Source organism: Cytophagaceae bacterium, assembly GCA_016722655.1.
GTDB lineage: Bacteria > Bacteroidota > Bacteroidia > Cytophagales > Spirosomataceae > Leadbetterella.
Genome location: JADKIR010000004.1, coordinates 2,965,565 through 2,989,923, shown reverse-complemented (window position 1 = coordinate 2,989,923; position 24,359 = coordinate 2,965,565). Strand labels below are relative to the sequence as shown.

The window sequence follows — 24,359 nt, the reverse complement described above, 5'->3', positions numbered from 1 at the left end:
CTCATTTTTTTACACTTAACTTAAACTCTTTGTTTGAAAAGAAAATTTTTCTTTCGTTTTGTTTTACTAAAAATTCGGTTGTCGATATTTTACCAGATTCAATATTAATGATTTTTTCCTCTTCTGATACTTCAAAGCCTTCAGAATTTCCTGTTAATATTACTCTGATTTTCCATTGACCAGGTTTTATTTCTTTAAAAGAGAACTCATTGTCTGCATTTATTCTTGTAACAAAAGATTCGATTTCATTTTCAAGTTTAAGAAGAACCACCGGTAAATTCTTTTCTTTATTTATGGTTTGATCTCTTTCGTCAAGTTCAATATTTACTTTACCTACAACGCCACCAGTTTTCACAAATGAAACATTTACTAAATGTGTTGAATCTTCTTTTACCAAAACATCCAAAACATCATTCCTTTCTGGCATCATCCCTATCAGCTTTTCGTTTGGAACAATCGCAATATGGTATTTATCAGGCAAAATATTATTAAAAGCAAAATTTCCATTTTCGTCAGTCAATGATCTGTATTGCCCCATCTGAATCAACAAACCTCCTAAGTTATTTCCGGAAGTATTATATCCCAATAACCTACCTTTTACATGACCAATACTTCGATTTTTTACAGTAGGAATATTCAGTTTAAGCACATATCTTACAGAAAAATAACTAGTATTCTGATTGCTGAATTCTACCCCTGGAATAAATGCTTTCCCCGAAACCAGGCTGAGATTGTGCCTTTTAAAGTCAAATTCGAGCGAAGCATCCATAAAACTTTTCTTTTGGAAAAATTCATCAGGTGCAAAATTATTCCTGTATGTAAAATTAAGGTTCACATAACTCTTCAAATTAACCCTTGCATTACCTCCATAATAATACAGGTTTTCAACTTTATTTTGCAAATTATATTTAGAAGTAATCTGATGTTCAAAATACCCTCCAATCCAAACAGACGGCATAACTCTAACCATAGGTTGAGCTAAATAACTGATCGATTTGCCGGAATTCTGCGAATCTTCAGCCAGAAGGTTTTTTGCATTTCCATATCTGGATTGGGTAAAGAGTGAAATTTTATCCCCATTAAAAGTATATGATAGATTTAGGAAATCTTCGGTATAATGAAAAGTGGATGGCTGACGACGATCTTCACGCTCCTGGTTGGTTAAATTAAGAAACAACATTTGTTTGGAATTGGGAAACCAACTCACAAACACAGTAGTTGACCTGCTAAAAGGAGCAGTTGAATACATCAGGAGATCATAAGCCGGGTTTATCAAAGTGAAATTTGAATTAACCCCTACACCAAACTTACGGCTGAATTGATAGTTCAAACTATTGATAAACAATCGGCTATTGTTATAAAAACCGTGGAAATTTTTACCAGCCAAAACTGTTTCACTATTGATTGTCAATTTTGAAAACTGGTAGTTAAATCTGTTATAAATACCAAAATCCGTTTTACCCTGTGCGTTACTTAATGCTACTTCCGAGGTGATTTTTCCTTTAGAATTTTCAAACTCGGAGTTTATTCCAAACAGATTGGTTCTGAATTCTATGGTTTTTTTAATTAAACCTTTATTGGTAAAATTTAAACCAAAAGTCCATTTTTCAGAAAAATTATATTTCAAGCCACCCCCCAGAGAGTTTTTTTGTTCATTAAAGAAACGAGCATTCTGGTAAAATGTTCTGAACTCGTATTTTCCAATTTTCTGTTCAAAAGCTAATCCTCTTCCAAACCGGCTAAATTCTGTAAGATTGCTAACCTGATTGTTAAAATCTCCAACCAATATTTTGGTTTGTTTTTTATAATTATATTCCAAAGAATATTGATCATAACTACCAATTTGAGGTAAGTCCAGATTATTGGGACCTCTGATTTGAAAATCAAAACCGTGTTTTTCTTTCATATCAATAAATCCCGAACCCGTAGCCACGTATTGTACTGCAGCCTGAGGCTTACCATCAAGTGTGAAATACAAATAATTAACACCCATTTGAGTAGGAAGGCGATGGTATTTATCAACTTTATTAATAGAATTGCTAAAGACAGGCACACTTACCGACTGAACTACAACAGATTCACTGCCCTTGACTTGTGCCTGAACATCACTTGAAGTAATCCAATAGTTTTCCTTGGTTTCTGGCACTACCTGTTTTGAATTGATTACCATTTGGGAATTGGGAGCTAGCTTAATGCTGTCACCAGATTCAATCCATCCCCTGTTTGAAGACAAAAAAATGGTTTCTTCCTGATTCCCGAAATTTTCCAGAAGAAAATCAACAGAAAGTGTATCGCCACTTTTGACATACTCTGGTCTGTTTAGAGTTGTCAAATTAATACTTCTGATTTCTTCGATTTCGATAGTCATGGGCCTGGAAACAAAGATCTTTCCTTGTTTCATAAAATTAACCCTGATCTTGTACTTCCCTGAATTTGAAAATTTATCAGTTGAGAAAGTTACAATATATTTAAGATTCTTGTCGGTGGTTTCGATTTCCTTTGTAAGGATAAGTTGCCATTTTTCAGGACGGTACAACTCTACCGTAATTCCATCTTCTTTTTTAAACTCAGTATTAAAAAACAGTGTTACCAGGTGTCCTGGTTTGATTTTAGACGGAAAATCAGCCAATACAACTTTAGGCTGAGGTTGCCTTTGAGCGATGACAGTCAGCTTGATGAAAAAAAATGCTATGTATATTAATTTCCTCAAGTATTTTGGATTGATTAATCGTTTTTATGTAGGTTTCTAAAATTCCAGAGACACATTTGCACCGAACAGGTCTTTACCATTATCTGCAACAATTATACCATCATATTTACCTCCGGGTACTTCTCTTAATTCTATTTCAAAATCGTTGCATTGGCCCGGATAAACACGCTTTGTTAGTCCTTCGATAGTTTTAATTTTCTTACCGTTTTCGTTGTAAATCTCTACGAGGATTTTGGTTTTTGAAGAATATATTCCTTCATTTTTCATTTTGAAAGTCAAAACTTTCACAGCATCTTCCCTGTCCTTTAATTCGATATTTTCGAATAACAGCTTGGGGCTTTTTACCGGACCCACGTCTGCAATAATCTGAATAGCGTATCTAACCACTGAGTTGATAATCATACCTTGTGATTGCTCTTCTTTCACGGGTTCAGCTCCTTCGATCATCAAAACAGACCAATAAGAACCATCCTGTAGCGTTGTGTTTGTCAAGTCGATTGAATAAAAAAGTACGTATTGTTCCATCGGAGCTAGTATTTTTTCATCAACAACAGCTTTTAGATATTTTTCCAATGAATATGCTTCAGAACCGGATTTTCCGTAATTAAAATTCTTATCGCAATAACTTGATAAATCTTGCTTGTAAATCAAAATCCGGGCGGGTTTCGATGATTCGTTTTTCATTTCAATTTTTCCGGTAATCTTTTGACCCGACATGATTGCATGGGTTTGGGTAAGACCGTTGGTGATGACCACCGCACCAAAAGATGAAATTGAAAGACTTAGAAGAATAAAAACTTTTAGTAGATTTTTCATTGGAAAGCTTTGATTTAAAAAAAGCCGGATAAGCTTTTTAAATACTTATCCGGCTAGGATATTCAATAATCTTAGTTATCAACAAGCGTATAAGTAACAGTTACTGCAGTACTACCGGCTTTCAAAGCTGAATAGTTAGCATCAGCTGCAGCGAAAGAATAAGTCAATTGGTGTCCATTGCTAGCACCAGTTGCAGTGAAAGCACTTCCGATACCATTGATGATAGGTTGGTCAGTAGCAGTAAGTGTAACAGCCGAGGTAGGTGTACCTTTGGTACCAGCACCTGTAGTAGCTGTACCGGCAACAACTGAAATAGAAACACCAGGAACAACAGCACCCACTTTAACATCAACACGACGAGAAAGTACACCTGATGCAGGAAGTATAGAAGAATAGTTCAACCATACAGCTGAGTTATCAGAAGGAGCGTTGATTTTCTGTCCTGCCTCAAGGGGAGTAGGCTGTACAAATGACGCAGTAAAGTTTTTACCAGTACTACTTTCAAGGTCTAAAAGGGCAACACTAGGAACAACTACAGTTATTACATGGTTGTCAGTTTGTGTGTCTTGTGCAGTAGCACCAAAACCGCTGATCGCAAACAAAGCCACAATGGCAATTCTCTTTAAATTTTTCATTTTTTTTTAAATTTGTTTTTTTTATTAGGAAATGTGTCACTCAACACAGCTCCATTTAGATTATCACTGATTGAATGGATACAACAATCATGCCGAAATTTGATATTTCCTCAAAAAAAATTTAACAAATTACTGTTTATCAATACTTTACATTATTCATTCAAAAAAAATACAATTGACTTATGTCAATTTCCATATTTTGGCACAGTACTAATTCCTTCCATAATATGGAAAATATTCCATTATATTATGAATGCCAAATGTTAAAAATGGAAGAAATTAAATTAGGATTAACCAAAAAGGCATCATTGTATGGAAAATTTTTGATTAATTTTTTACCTATATATATGTATTGAATTTAATAAAAATAAAAAGTAAGTGTTTCAGAAACCACCATAAATAATTTATTTCAAAAATATGATATCACTTTAATAACTATAAACTAAAAAACCCCCATTGATCTAATGAGGGTTTTAAAAACTATCTTCTTCTACTTCCTGAATTTTGACAAAGCAACTAACACCATGTTTACCTATTTGAAAAGTATTAAACCCGTAAACAACCTGGTACCTGAATCCAATGGGCCTTGTAAGGAATTGAATAAAGCGAAGAACCTTTCAGTTTTTTAATCAAAAAGAATTTATTACTTCCAATAATTACATTGAAGATCAAATTATTTATTTAACAACTTTTCCATTAAATCTGAAAATATATAACTTAACCATTTTCAATGAAAAGAGTAATTTATTTTTTCTCTATCACCACTTAAAAAGCTAAATTCAATTACCCTAAATCTATTTCCTAATTTGTAAAAAGTTTATTTTAATTAATACCACTTCTTCCTAAACCAAAACGCAAGATTGACCAGGGCTATGAGGGCGGGAACTTCGACCAGGGGGCCTATCACCCCGGCGAATGCCTGACCGCTATTGATCCCAAAAACTCCGATAGCTACAGCTATGGCCAGCTCAAAGTTGTTGCCTGTGGCGGTAAAGGCTATAGAGGTGCTTTTGGAATAGTCGGCACCGAAATATCGGCCCAGCATTAAACTCATCACAAACATCACCGCAAAATATATCACTAGTGGAATGGCGATTCTGACCACATCCATCGGAATCTGCACGATAAGCTCGCCTTTGAGACTAAACATTACCACAATGGTAAATAATAGGGCAATTAAAGTGATGGGAGAAATAATGGGAGCAAAACGTGTATTGAACCATTCTTCCCCTTTGGTTTTGAGGATTATATATCTCGAAATCAATCCCAGTGCGAAAGGGATGCCGAGATAAATGCCCACGCTTTCGGCAATCTGGCCAATGCTGATGTTGACTTCAAGTCCGGTCAGCCCAAAATAAGGAGGCAAAACGGTAATAAAAATATAGGCATAAACACTGTAGAGTAACACCTGAAAGATACTGTTGAGGGCTATCAATCCGGCAGCATACTCCCGGTTGCCTTCGGCGAGGTCGTTCCATACTACCACCATAGCAATGCATCGTGCCAGACCAATTAATATAAGGCCAATCATGTATTCGGGATAATCGGCCAAAAACGTAATGGCCAGAAAAAACATAAAGATGGGACCCACGATCCAGTTGAGAAAGAGGGAAGTACCCAGCACTTTCACATTGGAAAACACCTCCCCCATTTTTTCATATTTTACCTTTGCCAGAGGCGGGTACATCATCAATATCAATCCTATGGCCAAAGGGATGTTGGTCGTACCACTGGAAAAAGAGTTAATAAAATCAGAAGACCCAGGATAAAAGTGCCCGATCGCTACACCGATGCCCATGGCAAGGAATATCCATAAGGTTAAGAATCGATCCAAAAATCCGAGCTTTTTCCGCTCCACTACCGGTGCACAATTATTGGCTGACATACAATTTTAGTTTTTTTTAACCCAGATTACGCATTGGGCTTTTTTATGAAAAGAAATACGACAAAATGAATGCAAGGCTCGGAATTTTTCATCCGCAGATGTGGTAAAAACCACATTGAGGACGGAAAAATGAGAACCGAAGCAGTCATGATTCAGATTTCTTTGGAATAAATTCCTAATGCGTAATCTGGGTTTAATATTAACAACAATCAAACTTTTTCCCTTCAAGGATATTCAAAACACTCCCAAAATAATCTCTGAGCTTTTTTAGGGTGTCCTCATCGAGACAGTAACAGATGGCGTTACCTTCTACCGTTCCTTTGATGATTCTGGCTTGCTTCATCTCTTTCAGATGTTGCGAAACTGTCGGTTGAGCCAGATTGAGCTCCTTTACAATATCTCCGCAGATACAAGTATTAATATTCATGAGATACTCAAGAATGGCCACCCGTGCAGGGTGAGCTAAAGCCTTGAGTAAATTGCCCATGTCGTTATGCTCCGGCAAATAATTATCAGTTTTGGTTACGCCCATCGTTTATTTTTTTACCAATGAAAAAACATAAAAGGTCTCAGTGGCTATCTGCTTGCATCTTTCATCATACATTTTAGCTTCCTTGTCGGTGCCATCAAAAGCCTTGGGGTCTTTGTATTGGGTAGAAACCCGTGCCGCAGCTCCGAATACCACCGGGCAAGCTTCATCGGCACTTGAGCAGGTCATTATGGCACAGAAACCGCTTTTGGGATTGGCCGCATCGTCATACTTTTTAGAAAATGCCACTTGTTTGGGGCCATTTTCGGAATACTGAAAATGATACACGGGATTGCTGCCACCTGTGGAATTTTGCACTGTAAATCCGGCTCTCAATAAAGCAGCTACTGAGCGTTCATTGCAGGCAGTTGCCTCAGTACCACCAGAGTAGGTCTTTATGTTTTCAATTCCATAATAAGCGGCTGCGGTGGCTGCCCATAGCTGTCCGAAATGACTCCTGCGGGAATTGTGCGTGCAGATATACACCAATTCAGCAATCTCTCCTTTTTTAATTTTGCTTTCTACAAAAGCAGCAATCTTTTCAAGGTCTTCTTTTCTATCGGCAGGAATTTCCGAAAAATCAAGCACATTGGCTTTGATGTATTTATCCAGATAAGGATTAAATGGGTTGGTCATATTCATAAAATGTATTAATAATATTTGAATCCAGATGAGCATCAGGTGGTAATAATAATGATAGATAAATTTAAAGTTTCACTCATCTTAATTGTTAAATGCAACAAAACTATATTGCAATATTACTATATAGTTTTTACTCAATTGTAATTATCAGAGAAATATATTTTGAAAACACAATTCATTCGTAATTTTACGAATAACAATTTTAGAAATTTTGTCAAAATCGCTCACATATACAGAGAAAGAAGAAAAGCTGGCTCAATATTCCAAAGCCCTGGGACATCCGGCAAGGATATTTATTTTAAATTTTCTTGAAAAACAATGTAGTTGTTTTGCCGGAGACATTTCGAGTCAATTGCCTATTGCCAATTCCACAGTATCCCAACATTTGACGGCACTCAAAGAAGCAGGATTGATTCAGGGCACCATTAATCCGCCTACTATCAAATATTGTATCAACAAAACCAACTGGGAAGAAGCCAAAGCTTTGTATAAAGAGTTTTTTGAAGTGTGACAGGAGTCATTTTTTTAAAATACAATCATTCGTAATTTTACGAAATACTAAATAGATTAAAATGAATATTATCGTCAAACGGAAAGAATAAATCAAATGTGACCTTATAACAGCCTGCACTGTCTGAACACAATCAAAATTCTCATTGCAGGAAAGTTGTTTTTAAAAATAAATGATTTTGAGAATTTTGAGTGTGTGAGTTTGCAGGGTGCAGTTTTTTTTGCTTCGTTTTTTTCGAAAAAAAATGAAGGCCCAGGCGGCAGCCGACACAAAGTATATAATAGGGTATTTTCTATTTTAAGCAAAATGCCATTTAAAAGTAGAATAAAAGCTTATTTTTTAGTTTAAAAATCTTTAAAAGTTTAACAGTAAATGAATATTAAAGTTTTAGGTCCGGGATGTCCAAAATGCAAAACGACTTACAACAATGCAGTTGAAGCCGTAAAACAAACCGGGATTGATGCCGAAGTAATAAAAATTGAAGACATTGAAGAAATGATGAAATACAATGTCCTAACTACTCCAGTTTTAATGATTAATGAGGTGGCCAAAATAAAAGGAAGAGTGGCTGAGATTAAAGAAATAAAAGAATTGATACACGCTAATTTATAAAATGGAAACTCAAACTTTAGTAGAAGAAAAATGTCCGACAAAAACACAAGGTTGGATAAATGCCGGAGCGATTTTAGTGGATGTTCGTGAACCCAATGAAGTGGCAATAGTGGATTTTGATATACCAAATATTATTCACATTCCTCTAAGTGAATTTGAGGAAAGATATCAGGAAATCCCAATGGATAAACAAATAGTAACAGTTTGTGAAAACGGAACAAGAAGTCTAAGAGCTGCCGGTTTTCTGATAAATCACGGATACACCAAAGTTTTTAACATGAAACATGGGATGATTCGCTGGTTGCAGCGTGGTTTTCCGGCCATAGGAGATACAACGGTTCCGGAAGGTTCGGTAAGTTGTTGTTCGCATTAAACTATTTATAGACAAGCGATTTAAGCTAATTTCCAATTGTGATTTTTACTAAATATGTTTGATTGGATTCAATATTTTGCCGATTGGCTCATTTACCGGATCTTCAGTATTGCACAGGGAAGCAAGCTGGGCGATGCTCTCAATTTCTTTGTTTATGATACCCTGAAAATATTGATTCTTCTGTTCCTGATCACTATGGTCATGGGTGTGGTCAATTCCTACTTTCCGGTGGATAGAATCCGTAACTTTCTTTCTCGTAACAAACTTTTCGGACTCGAATATTTACTTGCATCCACATTTGGGGCGGTCACGCCTTTTTGTTCCTGCAGTTCGGTACCATTGTTTATTGGTTTTGTAAAAGGCGGCATCCCTCTTGGAGTCACTTTTGCATTTCTGATTACCTCGCCTCTGGTCAATGAGGTGGCCATTGCCTTATTTGTGGGTATGTTTGGGCTCAAAGCCACCATAATTTACGTTAGTAGCGGCATACTTTTGGGAATGATCGGAGGGCTGGTACTTGGTAAATTGAATCTCGAAAAATATCTGAGTCCATGGGTGCAGGGCATTTTGGCCAATGCAGAAAAAGAAGGGGAATTTGACGAAGAAAAGAAAAATTTCACTGAACGATTACCCGAGATTTTCAGGGAAGCTACTGGAATCATCAAAAGTGTATTTTGGTATATCATTGTCGGTATCGGAATCGGTGCTTTGATGCACGGGTTTATCCCGACGGGCTTTTTTGAGCAGTATATTTCGAAAGACAATCCTTTCGCCGTGCCTGTCGCAGTGATTTTGGGAGTACCCATGTACAGCAATGCAGCCGGGGTATTGCCTGTGATTCAGGTATTTGTACAAAAAGGCATTCCCATTGGTACAGCCATTGCATTTATGATGGCAGTTGTAGGGCTTTCGATACCAGAGGCCACGCTCCTTAAAAAAGTAATGACCTGGAAACTGATAGGCATATTTTTCTCGGTGGTGGCATTCTTTATAATAGTTTCAGGGTATTTATTCAATATGATATTATGAAAAACCTTAACCCGGTCATTAGCAAATGTTTAACATTTTTGGATTGATAATTCTCTTAAAAGTCTCCTTTATTTTGTTTCTGGTTATTTATTTTATCAGAAAAAATAGAAATAAATTAAAGACCTAATTTTTAAATACTTAAAAAAATAAACTTATAAAAAAATGAAAATCAAAACCAACGGAATACTTCTAATCGTTTTCCTTTTTGTTTCAGGACAGATATGGGCACAAACAGCTCCAACTGAAAATGTAAAGACGATCTCTACCAAAAAAGCTCAAAAATTAGCCAAAAAGAATGTTTTATTGGTTGATTTAAGAACTCCCTCCGAATTTGCAGAAAAGACATATGATGTAAAAAATATCATCAATATCCCGATTGATTCTTTGGCATCAAACCTTAATTTAATCCCTAAAGATGAAAAGGTAGTGTTGGTTTGTCGTACCGGAAATAAAAGTAAAAAAGCCTATGCAGTACTTGAAAAAAACGGATATACAAACATGGTTCACATGGATGGCGGAATAGTAAAATGGTCTGCTGACGGATATGCTGTAGCTGCACCAAAATCAAACGCTTGTTGTAAATCGAGTGGAGCAGAATGCAAAAAAGAGTGTAAGTCTGACAATCAGGCACAAGCAAAATCATGTTGTAAAAAAGTACAAAAATGAAAAATCTTACTTCCAAATCGCTGATAATAACAGGAATCCTTCTTTTCGTATTCAATCTTTCTTTTGCTCAGAAAAAAAATGCATCTATTGAAATTTACCAATTTCACAATGAGCACCGCTGCGTAACCTGTCTTGAAATAGAAAAACTTACAAAAGAAGTCCTGAAAACCCAGGGGGGCATCCCATTCAAACTTATCAATGTAGATGAAAAGAAAAATGAAAAACTGGCGGAGAAATTTGAAGCCACCAGTACAGCATTGTTTTTGGTAAATCCGAAAACAGGAAAACGAAAAGATCTTACTTCATTTGCTTTTATGTATGCTATGGGCGAAAAAGCAAAATTCAAAGCCGACCTTTTGAAGGAAATTCAGGAATTTTCGAAGAACTAGAGAATGTTTGAAAATCTGAACCAGCTGGCTCAAAATCAGGAAACTCCGCTATTGGCGGCACTAGCTTTGGGCTTGCTTACTGCCATTGCACCCTGTCCTTTGGCTACCAACATTTCGGCCACCGCCTTTATTGCCAAGACCATCAGCAACAAAAATAAAGTTTTAATCAGCGGACTTTTATATACTTTGGGCCGCATGACCTCTTATACAGCTTTGGGCTCGGTTATATATTTTGGAGCCAGTAAATTTCATGTAGCCAAACTGTTCCAAACCTATGGTGAAAGATTATTGGGGCCTGTACTGGTCATATTGGGTTTGATTATGCTAGATTTCATTAAACTAAATTTTATTAAAGGAGGCTCTTTGACTGATAAGTTTTCAGAAAAATTCAAAACACAGGGACTTTTAGGTTCATTCCTACTTGGGGCATTATTTGCACTGGCATTTTGTCCCTATAGCGGAGCGTTATTTTTTGGTATGCTTATGCCTATGACCATCGCCAAAGGCCTGGCATTACCAGTAGTTTTCTCATTAGGAACCGGCCTCCCTGTAATATTCTTTGCCTTTATTATCGCATTTAGCATTGAAAAAATAGTCGGCATATTTAAGGCAATTACAAAGTTTGAGCTCTGGATGCGAAAAGCCGCAGGTGTGATATTTATACTGACCGGATTATATTATATCAGCATTTTTGTTCTTTAACGTCTGTTTTATATTCAACAACCTGAATTTATAAATTCAAAATAATTCTTTTTGGGACCACAAGAACTCGAAATATCCAAACATTTATTATGAAAAAATCTCCGCCCCCAAAGGAGACGGAGATTCCCGCTACTAAATCCACACAACTTTAATCAAATATAATAACAATTTTCGATTTTCCAAAAAAATATTACAAAATTATTGTCCGTACTGATTCCATCTTTTTTTTCGTAATTTTGCAACTCAATAATAAACACTATTAAATGTCTGAATTTCCTCCATGCCCCAAGTGCAAGTCTGAATATGTATATCCTTCCGATGGTCTTTTGATATGTCCGGAGTGTTTTCATGAATGGAATCCTGAAGATGCCGCCGAGGAATCGGGAGATGTCGTTTTGAAAGTTTTGGACTCCAATGGCAACGAACTCAAAGATGGTGACTCCGTGGTGGTAATTAAAGATTTACCTGTAAAAGGTGCTCCAAAACCCGTAAAAGCCGGTACGAAAGTAAAAAATATTCGCCTGACCGATGGTGATCATAACATTGACTGCAAGATTGATGGATTTGGATCTATGGGCTTAAAATCGGAGTTTGTACGAAAAGCATAAAGATTTTATACTTAGAAATTATAAAAAACTTAGTCCAAGTCTGAAAAACTTCAAATAGATTGCGATTTAAATATTTTAAGAGCAAAAATATAATTCAACTCAAAAAAATGCTAAGACTTAAGTAAATTAAAAAAGTCACATTTTTTTTGAATTTATTTTTTCAAATTCTATTTAATAAAAAATGTAGCGAAAGAGTCTGCCTCCAATTCAGGACTAAAGAATTTTCCGGTTATAGCGAAATTAACTCTTTTTACTTCCTGATTATCATTGTGCACCATTATTACTATGGATTTGTCGGGATTTTGAAATGCCAGAACTTCAGAAAATTGCCCCTTGGTTTCTAATCTTCTTGCCCCCGGTTTTACAAAATGACTGAGATGCTTGATCAGATAATATTCATAGTTGTATTTATAGCTGTGGTCTCCTGGATCGACACTTATCAATGAATTCTGATGCCAGCCCCAGGTGCTGCGGCCACCGTCATTTAGGGAAGTATTCCAGTACATATATGCATTGGCACCGTTGCTTAGGTAATGTTTCATGAGACTCCATGCATATTTGGCATATTTCCAGTCGTTGTAGCCATTGCCACATTCCTGCTCGGTTTGATACAATTTCAAATTGGGATATTTATCATGAATCGCCGAAATAGCACCTTTGCCAGCCCACTGGAAACCAACTCCGTTTATGTTTTGACCAATCCTGGAATCAGTTAAAACTGTATCGACGAGCAGATGATTTGCCCGCTCCATAGTGCCGAAAAATACCTCCACATTTTTAGATTTCATGGCTGGCGACAAATAGGTAAGGAAATTGCTTAACCCTTTGGCCGTCCAGGTACAACTCGGAAATACCTGAGCCGAGTTAAACTCATTCTGAGGCATCACCATCCCGATTTTGATGCCTTTCTTCCGGTATTCTTCAATAAATTTTGAAAAATACAAACTGTAAGCTTTGAAATATTTTTCATCCTGAATAAACATATCAGTTCCCTCAAAACCCTCCTGATCAGGCTGGAGGCCATTGCTGAGACCTGTAAAATCCATCCCCCACTCATCTCTGATTTTCTTTTTCATTTCTTCCGGCACATTCTGCGATATGGGCTTTGAAGCATAATGCTTGTTATATTTCATCCAGATAGGTGGCGACCAGGGCGATGCCCAAATGCTTAGCTTAGGATTATATTTTTGTGCATTTTTTATAAAAGGAATCAGATATTTCTCATCATGAGCGATGCTGAAATTTTTCATTTCAAAATCGCCCGGAGTCTCATTGTAGGAATACCAATCTAGTGAAAAATCGTTGGCACCTACCGGCATACGGCAAATCGTAAAATTGGCTCCTTTTCCGGGAGCAAAAAGCTCTGACATAATGTTTTCTCTTTCTGTAGGTTTAAGCTGCGAAAGCGATGCCCAACCGAGTTCATTGAAACAAGTCCCGAAGCCATCAATTACCTGTAAGGGTTTGTTTATCAATATCTCTGCATCTATTTCCAAGCCATTTTTCAAGGTTGAAAATTTTTCGTTGGAGGTTTTCCACTGAAAATCCTTCGTAGATGAAATCCTGGTAATCTTACTTTGAGAATACACCTGCATTACTAAAAGTAGGTTCAGGAAAATTATGAATGACTTTTTCATGTTTTTTGAAATAAATGTTCAAACAAAACCGAAATTTAAGATTTATGGTGGCCGAAAATCCATTTTTCGGCTTATTATTTCACAAAATACTGAAACCCGCTTACACTTTCCACGTTTTCAGCACCTACTTTTATATGTGCCTGATGTTCAGGTGACTCGGCATACACTTTAAGGTCCTCAGGTTTTTCGAAAGAAAAAATATAAACATGTTTTATGGCCTTTTTATCATCAACTATCCCCCATTCATAGCCTTTTACAACTTTTAATTTTTTTAAGCTTTTAAAAGAATTATCCACTTCGGCAATTTGTTCGGCAGTGGTACCGGGTTTAAAGGTAATCGTAACTGCGTGTTTATAAAATGGTTTAGGTTTGGCAAATGCCACCGTAAAGATCATAATAAGGGATAACAGAAGAAGTTTTGATTTCATTTTTTTGTAAATATTTAGAAAAGTGAAACTATACCGAAAACCCCATAATTGGGCTTATTAAACTTATCAGGGCCATACCAATCCTGATTCATGCCTACCCCAAATCTGTAGGCTGATTTTTGCAAACCAAGCCTCGCCAAAAAGAAACTTCTGGCATGGTGTTTTTCCTTGGGATCATACACATACAATCCCTGAGCCCGGGTATATAGTGTCCATTTATCATTGATTTTAGGTCTGAATTCAACCAGATTCATAATTTCCATATTATGATTGTCCTGCAAATCTATATCAGGTACGCTCACAATCAACCATTTAGGACTTGCATAAACGTATTGAACACCAAGTATTTGACGAAAACCCGAAACTGAATTCATCACCAAACCACCCGTGAGGGCAAAACCCTTTCCAATGGAGTAAGTAAGGAGATTTTGACTGATAAATTCATTGTTTTCTGTAGAATTATTATAAGCTGCCTGAAAATTTGAGATATTGAAATACCCGAGTTTTCCTCCCGCCTTAAAATCCTTTTGTAAAACCATCTGGAAAAATACCCTTTCATTTCCCGCCATTAGTTCCACCGGTATGGGTGCCGAATGTTTTTCCTGAGCATCAGAAATACCGGAAATTGAAAAAAGAAAAATAAATAATGAAAGATTCAATTTGTAATTCACTTTGATAAAAATTATAGTTTCCCAAATATCGGAAAAATTTTAAATTTTAATTGTATCATTTCGATACATTAAGTATTTTTTTCGACAAATCATGGGTGAAAAGCAATTCATATCCTTTGGATTTCGTTATGCTTGCTTTGAAAAAATAATGAAATTACAAAAACTAGAAAGGCGTGAATTTTTGAAATATGGCTTATCCTTACCACTTTTTGCTTCATATCTGAGTTCATGCAAGGATAAATTTATTGTGCCAAATGGTACCTCAGTGATAATCATTGGAGCCGGAATCTCGGGATTGACTGCTGCAAAAATGCTTTCAGAAAATGGGTTTGATGTAAGAGTACTTGAGGCTCAGGAAAAAATAGGAGGAAGAACCAGAACCAACCGTATTTTAGGAATAGATTTCGATGAGGGAGCAAGTTGGATTCATGGCATCAAAAAAAATCCGATTACTGATCTTGCCGAAAAGGCGGGTATGCTTACTTTCGAAACGGTTGAAGAAAGCATCGTGTCTTATGATATAGGCGGAAGAAAAAGATCCGGGAGTTTATTTGATTCTACTGAAACACGGTTTTATGAAATCATGGATACTTTGACGAAGAAAGGCAATCCGGAAAAGAGTTTTGGCGAAGTTTTTCAAAGCAATTTCCCGGAATATTTCAATGACCGGTTATGGCAATTTTTTCTCTCTGCCTATGTCACATTTGATACCGGTGACCTGTTTCAACTATCTTCATTGCTATATGATGAAGGAGAGATATTTGGAAGTGTGGAAAAAATCGCAACCAATGGTTATGACAAAATACCGGAATATCTGGCAAATGACTTAGATATTAAACTAAATCAAAAAGTCACCGAAATCGATTATTCGGGAGAAAAAATTAAAGTAACACATAATGGCAAAGAAAGCCTTGCCGACCGTGTAATTGTGACTATACCCCTCGGTGTTTTAAAAAACAAAGTGATTTCATTTTCACCGCAACTTCCTGAAAACAAACTAAATGCAATCGAAAAAATAGGAATGAATTGTGTGAATAAGTTTTTACTGACCTGGGAAAAAGCATTTTGGGATGACGTCCAATATATTACCTACACGCCTGACGTCCCGGACCGGTTTAATTATTTTGTTAATGTAAATAAATACCATCCTGAAACCAACGCACTTATGACCTTTGCTTACGCCGATGCCGCCCGGGCAACTGAAAAACAGAGTGATGCGGAAGTTATCAGCCAAATTATGATCCATTTGAAAGATATTTATGGCTCTTCTATACCTCAACCCACACAAATGTTAAGGACAAAATGGGGAAGTAATCCAAATGCTTATGGTGCATATTCTTTCACTGCGGTTGAAACAGAGATGAGTCATTTTGATGATCTCGCGGCAACTGTAAATCAAAAACTGTTTTTTGCAGGAGAACATACCGAAAAAGACTATTTCTCAACTACGCATGGGGCATATTTGAGCGGTATAAGAGAAGCCGAAAAGATTTTGGAAATATTTAAAAAATAATACTGAAAACAATTCTGGCATTAAATGGCGTTCCTGGTGTAAAACAAATCTCCGCTACCGCATCGGTTTCATTTTTCAGGCGACTGAGCGTGGCAAACTGTGTCTCCTTCCATTTCGTATTGAAAATATTCTGAACCGAAAGTCCAATGCTTTTATTTTTTTTGGAATAATTTATCAAAGCATCACTCACAAAATAGCCATTAGCAACTATACTCCCATCTTCATTGGCGGGTCGATCTGCCACATATCGATACCGAAGACTACCGTTCCAACCGAATTCATTTTTTAGGGTAATACCTCCAATGCTTGTAAATTTCACAGCCAGGGGTATCAAATTTTCGCCTTCTGCCTCCCCTATCGCACGGGGTTTTGCCCAGTTGGCATCCAAGTCGGCAAATAAGTTTTTGTAAATCTGATATCTAACCGAAACATCCACCCCACTCCTTTGAGTTTTGCCTGATGGCTCCACAACTCCTGCATCACCCACATATACAAACTCCTGACCTAGCCATAAATACCATAGAGCAGCATTCAGTACCATTCTGGGAGCGGGTTTGAGTATTACGCCCAAATCAGAACCATAGGCAGCAGGCAGGATTTCAAGGCCGTTTTGAGGTACAACCGCCCGAGTATCATTGCTATGGAAACCTTTTCCGGTATTTAAATAAAACTGCAGATTTTTGTTTTGGGTAAAATATAAATTAAACTTCGGTGAAAATATGGCAGCCCCGGCATTTTCAGATTTATTGTTTTGCAATTTATCCAAATATGAATTTTTGAAATAATCAAACCTTAATCCGGCGGTGGCTGAAAGTTTAGAGCCAAGTTGGACGGTTTCATCCAGAAAAAGACCCAAATTAGCCTCATTGACATCGCCCAACATCATAGCATTTATAAGGATTTCACGGTTTAAGGTATGTGATAGCTCGGAATTTTTGGTGAGGTCGTGCCGGTAATTTAAACCCAAATTTAAGGTGCTCTGGTTACCTCCCAAATGATGAGAAAACGCATAATTGGAATTGTACCCGAATAAATTTCTTTTCTCTTTTTGTCTGATCTGGTCACCGTTTTCGGGGTCTTCGAAAAAGAAAGTAAAGTTGGAATATAGTTCAAAGTTATAATTTGAAAACCAAACCTGATTTTTCCATACATGATTATTACGAGTTAATGTGACCAACTCAGCATTGAAATTATTTCGGCTGGTTTGTCCGCCCTCATTGGGGTCAATGGCACCATAAAATCCGATTGTACCGGCTGCCACTGCCCGATCGGGAATCTGCCCTGAGGCATTCCATTTGCTCCAAAATGTAGAGCCGGTGAGGGTGAGATTGGCATTTTTCGAAATATGGTTATGATATTTCCCAAAAATATTCAGACGATTAAATTTTTGCGGAGAATCAAAATAGGCATTCGAATAATTGTATTCTGTTGCCAAATAGGCATTTTGGTTTTGTTTTTTGAGCAAATTAACACCGGAAACCAACCTCCAGGTGTTAAACATACCTGCTTCAGCTTTGGCAAAATTTTGATCAAGGATGCTTTTGGTTTTAAAATTTGCCCAGCCTGCGGTAGAGAAATTCCCTTTTTCGGCATCGTACATACCTTTTTTAAAATCTACTTTGTCAATGAGCTCTGGAATGATAAAATGGGCATCGGCATAACCCTGTCCATGTGCATGAGACACCATATTGATGGGCATTCCATCGACGGTGAGTTGGATATCGGTGCCATGGTCAATATCAAAACCCCTGAGAAATATCTGCTCAGCTTTGCCTCCTCCAGCGTGCTGACCAATCACAATTCCGGGAATAATTCTGAGTACTTCCTGAGAGTTATTGATGGTGCGGGTACGAATGTCAAGGCTGGAAATAACCTGTTGTTTCTGTGGATTGCTGGCCGAAATCTTTACTTCATTAAGCTCAAATTGTTTTTCCGGCATGGAAAATTCGATGAAAGTAGTCTCATCAGATTTAATTTCAACAAATTGATTTTGAGAAACATATCCCACGAACGAGACCTCAACCCAATATTTTCCCGGCTCAAGATTTGATATTTTAAAATATCCAAATTCATCAGAGACAGTGCCAAGTTTCTGATCCTTCAATGAAATACTCGCTCCCGGAATATTGATACCACTTTTTTGATCCTTAACCTTTCCCACCAATGTCCCTTTATGGGCAAGAGAAGAAAAAGAGACTATAATGCCAAAGAAAAAATAGAATAGTTTTTGAATCATTTAAAGGAGTTTGACAATCAAAAATAGACTCAAAAATAACCTTTTAGTATGATAAATCTCATGATTCATTATACAAGTTCAAATAATTTAAAACATAAAACACTGATAGTCAGAGTATATTTTATCCTTTTGTTGAAATTTCCTGAAAAGGCAAATATGAAGATTTTCAGAGTGCAGCAGGTTTACTGGTATTTGGAATGAATCATCTCACATTAAAAACATAAGTACCCGAACCCAAAGTCATTTTCACTTTTCCATTTTCAATTGTTGCATTGGTCAATTTTTTACCTGATTCCAGCACTTTGGAAATATCATTTGCAGGTAAAAACAACGTAGATCTGGAGTTGGGAGGCACAGTGCATTTGAATGTTAATTTTCCTTTTTCCTTTTTCCATTCACTTGAAATACGACCATAAACCGAATCGTAATATCCTGATGCTGAAGTGATATCCCCATTGGGATCGGGTGAAGGTTGCAAAATAAAATTCTTAAATGCCGGAGAGTCAGAATCACGCTGGATACCCAATGAATAGTTGTACATCCAGGCTGCAACCGCTCCAAAAGAATAATGATTAAAGGAATTCATGCTGTTGTTTCCACCAAAACCATTTTCAACCGTATAACTATTGAGTCTTTCCCAAATCGAAGAAGAACCATTAACCACCGAATACAACCAGGATGGATATTGCTTGTTGGTCAAAAGTTTATAAGCTAAATCTGTTGCTCCGTTTTCAGAAAGTGCCTCTGAGATGGATGCCGTGCCTATGAAACCGGTCATGAGGGAATATTCCGGTCTTTCCACACCGCCATCATCGGTATTTTTTCTCGAAATAACTGTTTTGAATTTTTGTAAGGCAAGAGGTTTATTTTTGGCGTCAAATGTTCCCAGAGCCATCGGGATGGCATAAGAAGCCTGGGTGTCCATGATTGTGCCTTTTGCAAAACTATCACGGCCATCTTTTTCATTGGGAGCTCCGATGAATCCGGTCTTCATACCAGATTTAATGGTTTTGCCGTTCTGATCCAGATAGGTTTCGTTAAATTTCGCTTTGATACTTTGACTTTTTGCCATAAGAGATTCCGAAATACCTGACCGACCCAAAGCTTTTGCCATTTTTGCCAAAATATCGAGATCATAGGCATAATAAGCCATCCAAAAGAGGGTATTGTCATTTTTATTGCCTTCCGGACTAAGCCAGTCGCCCAGAGGCCCTTCATTCAAAATTCCGGTTTTAGGATCTATTTTGGTTTCCAAAAAATTAATGTATTTAAGCATTGCATCAAAATGTTCTTCAAGGAGCTGTTTGTCACCATATTGCTGCCAGGTTTCCCAGGCAACGGTAATGCCCGCACTGCCCCAAAGTGTACCACCAAACCCACCACCTACCGGGGCTACGTCGGTAAATCTTCCGCTTTCATTTTGAATATCCCGCATGGCCAGCATGTGTCTTCTTAAAAACATGGGAGCATCAGCCAAAAAAGTAGAGGCCTTGGCAAATACCGAAATGTCACCACTCCAGCCCATCCGTTCATTTCGTTGCGGGCAGTCGGTTGGGATTGAAAGAAAGTTGCTTCTAAGCGACCAGGTGATATTTTCCCAAAGCTTATTTACCAGAGGATTGTTGGTTTTGTAATCAGAGGAAATTTGTTGCACTGAGCTTAAAACCAGCCCTTTCACCTCCTGAACAGGAATCGGAGTATCTATGCCGGTGATTTCCAGATATTGATAGCCATGAAAAGTGAATCGTGGCTGGATGATTTCATCGCCGCCTTTTAAAATATATCGGTCCTGAGCCAGTGCAGCCCTGATATTTTCGAGCATAATCATACCTTCATTACCCTTGTATTCCGGAAGTTCGGGATAGGTAATTTCGGCAAACCTTAAATTAATTATCTGCCCTTTTTTGCCATTTTTTATCAAAATCTGAGGCACTCCTACCATATTTTGCCCCATATCATACACAAAAACTTTCGGCCTTACTTCTTTAACTGATTTGGAAGTGAGGGTTTTTACAATTTTTACGTTTTCGTCTAAATTTCCAATTAACTTAAAATCTTTATAATCAAATGTATAAGGTTGACTTCTTTCAGAAAATGCACCGATAAAGGCATTCCCTTCCAGGGGCACTGAAACTGCCTTTTTCCATTTTGAATCGTCATAACCCGGGGCAGACCAGTTTATGATTGCGGCTTCTTTGGTAGCATCATATACTTCTCCCTGAAAATAGGATCCATATCTCACAGGACCATCGGTAAACAATTTCCAGTCATTTTCATTAGAGGTAATAACCTGCTCAGTACCATCATTATAAGTAATTACAATTTTGGACAAAAGTGATTGACGGTCACCGAAATAGTTCCAGCTTTCCCCACTGTAGGTGATATTTCCGCTCCACCAACCTTCACTTAACCATGCTCCAATGGCATTTTCTTTACCTGTTTGAAGTGTAGAAGTAATATCAAAAGTCTGATATTGGTGATGTTTGTTATATTGTGTAAATCCCGGATTGAAATATTCATCGCTTACTCTTTTCCCGTTGAGATACATTTCATAAATCCCACGGGCAGTCACATAAAGCCGTGCTTTTTTGATACCTGGTTTGGTTTTAAATGTAGTTCTCAGCATAGGTGCTGCATTTTGAGTGGCGTTTCCTGTAACCAACATTTTTCCTGAAAATTTGTAAGCATCTCCCGATTTTTCTACTCCTGAGAGCAACTGGGCATATTTGTCTTCGAAAAGGGTATTGGATGGAAATCTGAAATTAGAAACTTTCAAATCTGAAAATGTCGCGGCCTGACCTTCACGGGTCTTAAATCCGAAATCAGCCACCATCGGAAAACTGATAAAATTATTGCCCGATCCCACCGGATTCAGGTTTAGGCCCCTCGGAGCAAAAGGAGAATACTGCTCGGGCATTGGTATCTCTACTTTGTGTGCCGCATCATTACCATCAATATAGAATTCAAAAATTCCGAAGTTAGATTCAGCTATGATTCTGTGTTTTTCATACTTATTGTCATTATTTATCAGTTTATCAGGTATTTCCAACGATTTCAGGGGAACTTCTTCCCTATCATCATTGGTATAGCCAATTCTGTAAATATTTAGTTTAGCTTTGCCATTTTCTGAATTCAAACCTGAAATATCCAGTTCGATTTCGGTGTAACTTTCGTTTCTGCCTCTCTCTACGCCCATCAGATTCAGGTATTTGTTGGCAAGGCGGGTATCATTGGCTCCAAATATTACCGAACCTTTGGTTGAGGCTGAACCCTTATCTAATTGGATGCCGAAACTAAGTTTAAATACCGAAAGATAATGCAGGTAAAAAACCAAATCTTCATCGCCTCCTCCAATCCATTGTGCACCGGACCAGGCGGATTCTGAGGTATTCAACAGTCCGGTTTCAAACCATGAAGTAGCTTTTGAAACCTTTCCTTTGTTGTCCCAGACCTGTACCGTCCAAGTGTATTTTGTACTTGCGGCAAATGCTATCCCCTCATATTGTATGGCGTGAGCTTGTCCAGAATTTACTTTTTTGGAATCCCAAACAGTCAACCCTTTTTCATCTTTAACAATTATCCTATAGGCGATTTGCTCCAATCCCCTGCCATTATCCAAGGATTTCATCTGCCAAGAAAACTGGGGTTTAGGCAAATCGGTACCCATCGGGGTTACTCTGTAATTGGTTCTGAGATTTTGTATAGCAAACTGAGCATTCAGATTCAGTACAGAAACAAAAAATACAAAGAGAAGCGTCCTGATTTTAGACATGATTCAAGGTTGAAGTTTAAATCAAAAATAAAGAAGTGATAATGAATAACTCGCCTTTACTCTCCTTTTTTGGAGTTTTAATTTAATAATTTTTTTCTCCTCAAAAAAAAAAGGCTGCCCTTTGCAGACAGCCTCTATTTATTATTTTTAAAAATATAAAATCAAAGTGTTTTTAAAGTATCCACCGGAGCTACGACTTCAGCTTGAGGAACTTCCGGAGCAACTGGTGCTACCGGTGCTGGTTTAGGCAGAAACGTTACATCTGTAATAAAATATTTAGTGTCACCATTCCATGGGAATTTTAGGAATTTTTCCTGATAGTGCAATGTGATTCTTTCTCCTGTAGATAATGCTATCTTAAGTTTTTCAACTACAGAATCCTCTTTTGCAGAAAAATCCCAATAACGTGGTGCCAATGTACCAGTTTCACCTGAATAACCCCCTTCGTTAAGTACACCTTCGTTGGTTTTGAAAACATAACCTCTTTCACTTAGTTTAGAGATGGTACCAGCCCTTTCTCCCGATGAAAAATAACCTGTGCTTATATACCATCCAATGAAAACAAGCAATAATAAAATCAGAATAAGTATGAGTTTTTTCACTGTAAATTACGTTTTAGTTTATGAGTACAAATGAAAGAAAAAAATAACATATCGGCAATTTTTCATGTTTAAATATACTTTTAAAACTTAAAATCTTCTTATCAGTCACATAGAATAATAATTAAGGATTTAAAAACTGAATTGTTTATTTTATTTTTTGTTATCCATTTAAAAAGTGATAATTCTCACAGATTATTGCTTACATACCAGCGAATTTTGCAATCAAAAAAATCAATATATTATGGGATTCTTTAGCAGTTTATTTGGTGGCGGACCAAAAGTAGATGTAAAAAGCATTATTGAAAATGGAGCAGTGATAGTGGATGTACGAACTCCCGGCGAATTTGCAGGAGGTCATGTAAAAGGATCAGTAAATATTCCTTTGGACAAAATCCAGAACAACATCACAAAAATTAAAAATTACCGGAAGCCAGTAGTGGTTTGTTGTGCTTCAGGCATGCGTAGCAGCAATGCAAAACGTATTCTGATAGGTGCCGGTTTAGAAGAAGTTTATGACGGAGGAAGCTGGTTAAACCTAAATTAAAAAAAAAGAGGAGTCGTTTTAAAAATGATATTTAAGCGACTCCTTTTAGATTAAAACTATGTTTTGTTTTTACATTGATGAAGTGTAAAATTTAAACAAAGATAACACCCTCACAATGCGAATCAAATATTTTTTGCGAATTTTCGCTAATTTATTATAGAAATTTTTCAAAATCCATATTTCGACCATATTTCAGGACATGGGATTTCGAATACAACTCTTTCTTGCGTTCCGGGGTGTACAAAATCAAGCTTAAAACAATGCAAAAATATACTTCCATCAGGGCTACTTCGCCTGTATCCATATTTTAAATCACCTAAAATAGGACATCCGATATTGGCAAGCTGACAACGAATCTGGTGAAACCGACCAGTAAAAAGTTCGATTTGTAAAAGATGGTACCTTTCTGAACTCGAAATTAATTCATAACTGAGTTTTGAATATTTGGCTTTTTTATTTTCAGGTGTGGAGATATATGATTTATTTTTATTTTTTTCGAGATAATTTTCTAAAATGCCCGTGAAAGTGTCAGGCTTTTTTGATACTATAGCTTTATAAAATTTCTTTACATTACTTTCTGCAAATTGCTTATTGATAATCACTTGCGATTCTTTGGTTTTGGCAAATAATACCAATCCGCTCACCCGCTTGTCAATTCGGTTTAATTCAAAAAGCTCTCGGTCTTTTTTTAATAAATCAAATAACGATGTACTATCCACCTCGGGAAGCGTAGAAATTCCAGAAGGTTTGTTTACTACAATTATATTTTTATCTTCAAAAATTATCAAAGAAATATGATATTGAATTTATACAAAACTAAATAAAACACTTTTAATGACACCTTTTTCA

23 protein-coding genes are annotated in these 24,359 nt (G+C 36.9%); 10 read left to right on the top strand and 13 right to left on the bottom strand.

Annotated features, from left to right (window positions below; all coding sequences use genetic code 11):
* Position 1: 1 nt before the first annotated feature.
* The 6 genes from IPP61_13505 to IPP61_13480 all read right to left on the bottom strand — a co-directional run bounded on the left by IPP61_13505 (position 2) and on the right by IPP61_13480 (position 7,211).
* Complete coding sequence (locus IPP61_13505; protein MBL0326175.1) at positions 2-2,710, bottom strand: hypothetical protein; 2,709 nt, start codon at positions 2,708-2,710, stop codon at positions 2-4.
* A gap of 36 nt (positions 2,711-2,746) precedes the next feature.
* Positions 2,747-3,526 carry a hypothetical protein gene (locus IPP61_13500; GenBank protein ID MBL0326174.1) on the bottom strand — a complete coding sequence of 260 codons (780 nt, stop codon included), beginning with the start codon at positions 3,524-3,526 and terminating at the stop codon, positions 2,747-2,749.
* Between the two features lie 71 nt (positions 3,527-3,597).
* Positions 3,598-4,161: a hypothetical protein gene (locus IPP61_13495; protein ID MBL0326173.1), complete on the bottom strand. Its 564-nt coding sequence runs from the start codon at positions 4,159-4,161 to the stop codon at positions 3,598-3,600.
* An 826-nt stretch (positions 4,162-4,987) separates the two neighbouring features.
* Positions 4,988-6,046: an ACR3 family arsenite efflux transporter gene (gene arsB, locus IPP61_13490; protein ID MBL0326172.1), complete on the bottom strand. Its 1,059-nt coding sequence runs from the start codon at positions 6,044-6,046 to the stop codon at positions 4,988-4,990.
* Positions 6,047-6,245: 199 nt separating this feature from the next.
* A complete protein-coding gene (locus IPP61_13485; GenBank protein MBL0326171.1) occupies positions 6,246-6,578 on the bottom strand; it encodes a winged helix-turn-helix transcriptional regulator in 333 nt (110 codons plus the stop codon).
* A 3-nt stretch (positions 6,579-6,581) separates the two neighbouring features.
* Positions 6,582-7,211, bottom strand: coding sequence for a protein-tyrosine-phosphatase (locus IPP61_13480; protein ID MBL0326170.1), 630 nt, complete (start codon positions 7,209-7,211; stop codon positions 6,582-6,584).
* A gap of 217 nt (positions 7,212-7,428) precedes the next feature.
* Between IPP61_13480 and IPP61_13475 the strand changes: the two genes are divergently transcribed.
* The 8 genes from IPP61_13475 (at position 7,429) to IPP61_13440 (ending at position 12,107) form a co-directional block, all read left to right on the top strand.
* Positions 7,429-7,728, top strand: a complete 300-nt coding sequence (locus IPP61_13475; GenBank protein MBL0326169.1) for a winged helix-turn-helix transcriptional regulator — start codon at positions 7,429-7,431, stop codon at positions 7,726-7,728.
* Positions 7,729-8,100: 372 nt separating this feature from the next.
* Positions 8,101-8,340, top strand: coding sequence for a TM0996/MTH895 family glutaredoxin-like protein (locus tag IPP61_13470; GenBank protein ID MBL0326168.1), 240 nt, complete (start codon positions 8,101-8,103; stop codon positions 8,338-8,340).
* A 1-nt stretch (position 8,341) separates the two neighbouring features.
* Positions 8,342-8,713, top strand: a complete 372-nt coding sequence (locus tag IPP61_13465; GenBank protein MBL0326167.1) for a rhodanese-like domain-containing protein — start codon at positions 8,342-8,344, stop codon at positions 8,711-8,713.
* Between the two features lie 54 nt (positions 8,714-8,767).
* Positions 8,768-9,742 carry a permease gene (locus IPP61_13460; protein MBL0326166.1) on the top strand — a complete coding sequence of 325 codons (975 nt, stop codon included), beginning with the start codon at positions 8,768-8,770 and terminating at the stop codon, positions 9,740-9,742.
* Positions 9,743-9,904: 162 nt separating this feature from the next.
* Positions 9,905-10,408, top strand: a complete 504-nt coding sequence (locus tag IPP61_13455; GenBank protein MBL0326165.1) for a rhodanese-like domain-containing protein — start codon at positions 9,905-9,907, stop codon at positions 10,406-10,408.
* Positions 10,405-10,797 (top strand): hypothetical protein, encoded by a 393-nt coding sequence (locus tag IPP61_13450; protein ID MBL0326164.1) that lies wholly within the window; start codon positions 10,405-10,407, stop codon positions 10,795-10,797. The genes IPP61_13455 and IPP61_13450 overlap by 4 nt, the downstream gene beginning before the upstream one ends.
* Positions 10,798-10,800: 3 nt before the next feature.
* Positions 10,801-11,499, top strand: coding sequence for a sulfite exporter TauE/SafE family protein (locus tag IPP61_13445; GenBank protein MBL0326163.1), 699 nt, complete (start codon positions 10,801-10,803; stop codon positions 11,497-11,499).
* Between the two features lie 263 nt (positions 11,500-11,762).
* Positions 11,763-12,107 (top strand): alkylphosphonate utilization protein, encoded by a 345-nt coding sequence (locus IPP61_13440; GenBank protein MBL0326162.1) that lies wholly within the window; start codon positions 11,763-11,765, stop codon positions 12,105-12,107.
* A gap of 167 nt (positions 12,108-12,274) precedes the next feature.
* Here the strand turns inward: IPP61_13440 and IPP61_13435 are convergent, their stop codons facing one another.
* From IPP61_13435 to IPP61_13425, 3 genes are all read right to left on the bottom strand, one after another.
* Complete coding sequence (locus IPP61_13435; protein MBL0326161.1) at positions 12,275-13,744, bottom strand: glycoside hydrolase family 30 protein; 1,470 nt, start codon at positions 13,742-13,744, stop codon at positions 12,275-12,277.
* Between the two features lie 74 nt (positions 13,745-13,818).
* On the bottom strand, positions 13,819-14,172 hold the full coding sequence (locus IPP61_13430) for a Dabb family protein (protein ID MBL0326160.1): 354 nt from the start codon (positions 14,170-14,172) through the stop codon (positions 13,819-13,821).
* Between the two features lie 14 nt (positions 14,173-14,186).
* Positions 14,187-14,843: a hypothetical protein gene (locus tag IPP61_13425; protein ID MBL0326159.1), complete on the bottom strand. Its 657-nt coding sequence runs from the start codon at positions 14,841-14,843 to the stop codon at positions 14,187-14,189.
* Between the two features lie 148 nt (positions 14,844-14,991).
* Here IPP61_13425 and IPP61_13420 point away from each other — a divergent pair, with 148 nt between their 5' ends.
* On the top strand, positions 14,992-16,356 hold the full coding sequence (locus IPP61_13420) for an FAD-dependent oxidoreductase (protein MBL0326158.1): 1,365 nt from the start codon (positions 14,992-14,994) through the stop codon (positions 16,354-16,356).
* Here IPP61_13420 and IPP61_13415 read toward each other — a convergent pair.
* The 3 genes from IPP61_13415 to IPP61_13405 form a co-directional block, all read right to left on the bottom strand.
* Positions 16,346-18,592 (bottom strand): TonB-dependent receptor, encoded by a 2,247-nt coding sequence (locus tag IPP61_13415; GenBank protein MBL0326157.1) that lies wholly within the window; start codon positions 18,590-18,592, stop codon positions 16,346-16,348. The two genes, IPP61_13420 and IPP61_13415, sit on opposite strands and share 11 nt — an antisense overlap.
* Before the next feature lie 202 nt (positions 18,593-18,794).
* The gene (locus tag IPP61_13410; GenBank protein MBL0326156.1) at positions 18,795-22,364 is read right to left on the bottom strand and encodes a family 78 glycoside hydrolase catalytic domain; all 3,570 of its coding nucleotides are present in this window, start codon (positions 22,362-22,364) and stop codon (positions 18,795-18,797) included.
* A gap of 161 nt (positions 22,365-22,525) precedes the next feature.
* Positions 22,526-22,966: a hypothetical protein gene (locus IPP61_13405; GenBank protein ID MBL0326155.1), complete on the bottom strand. Its 441-nt coding sequence runs from the start codon at positions 22,964-22,966 to the stop codon at positions 22,526-22,528.
* 241 nt (positions 22,967-23,207) lie between these two features.
* On the opposite strand from IPP61_13405, the gene IPP61_13400 reads away from it, so the two are divergent.
* Entirely contained in the window at positions 23,208-23,510 is a 303-nt protein-coding gene (locus tag IPP61_13400; protein MBL0326154.1) for a rhodanese-like domain-containing protein, read from the top strand.
* A 167-nt stretch (positions 23,511-23,677) separates the two neighbouring features.
* Here the strand turns inward: IPP61_13400 and IPP61_13395 are convergent, their stop codons facing one another.
* Entirely contained in the window at positions 23,678-24,298 is a 621-nt protein-coding gene (locus tag IPP61_13395) for an RluA family pseudouridine synthase (protein MBL0326153.1), read from the bottom strand.
* Between the last annotated feature and the right edge of the window lie 61 nt (positions 24,299-24,359).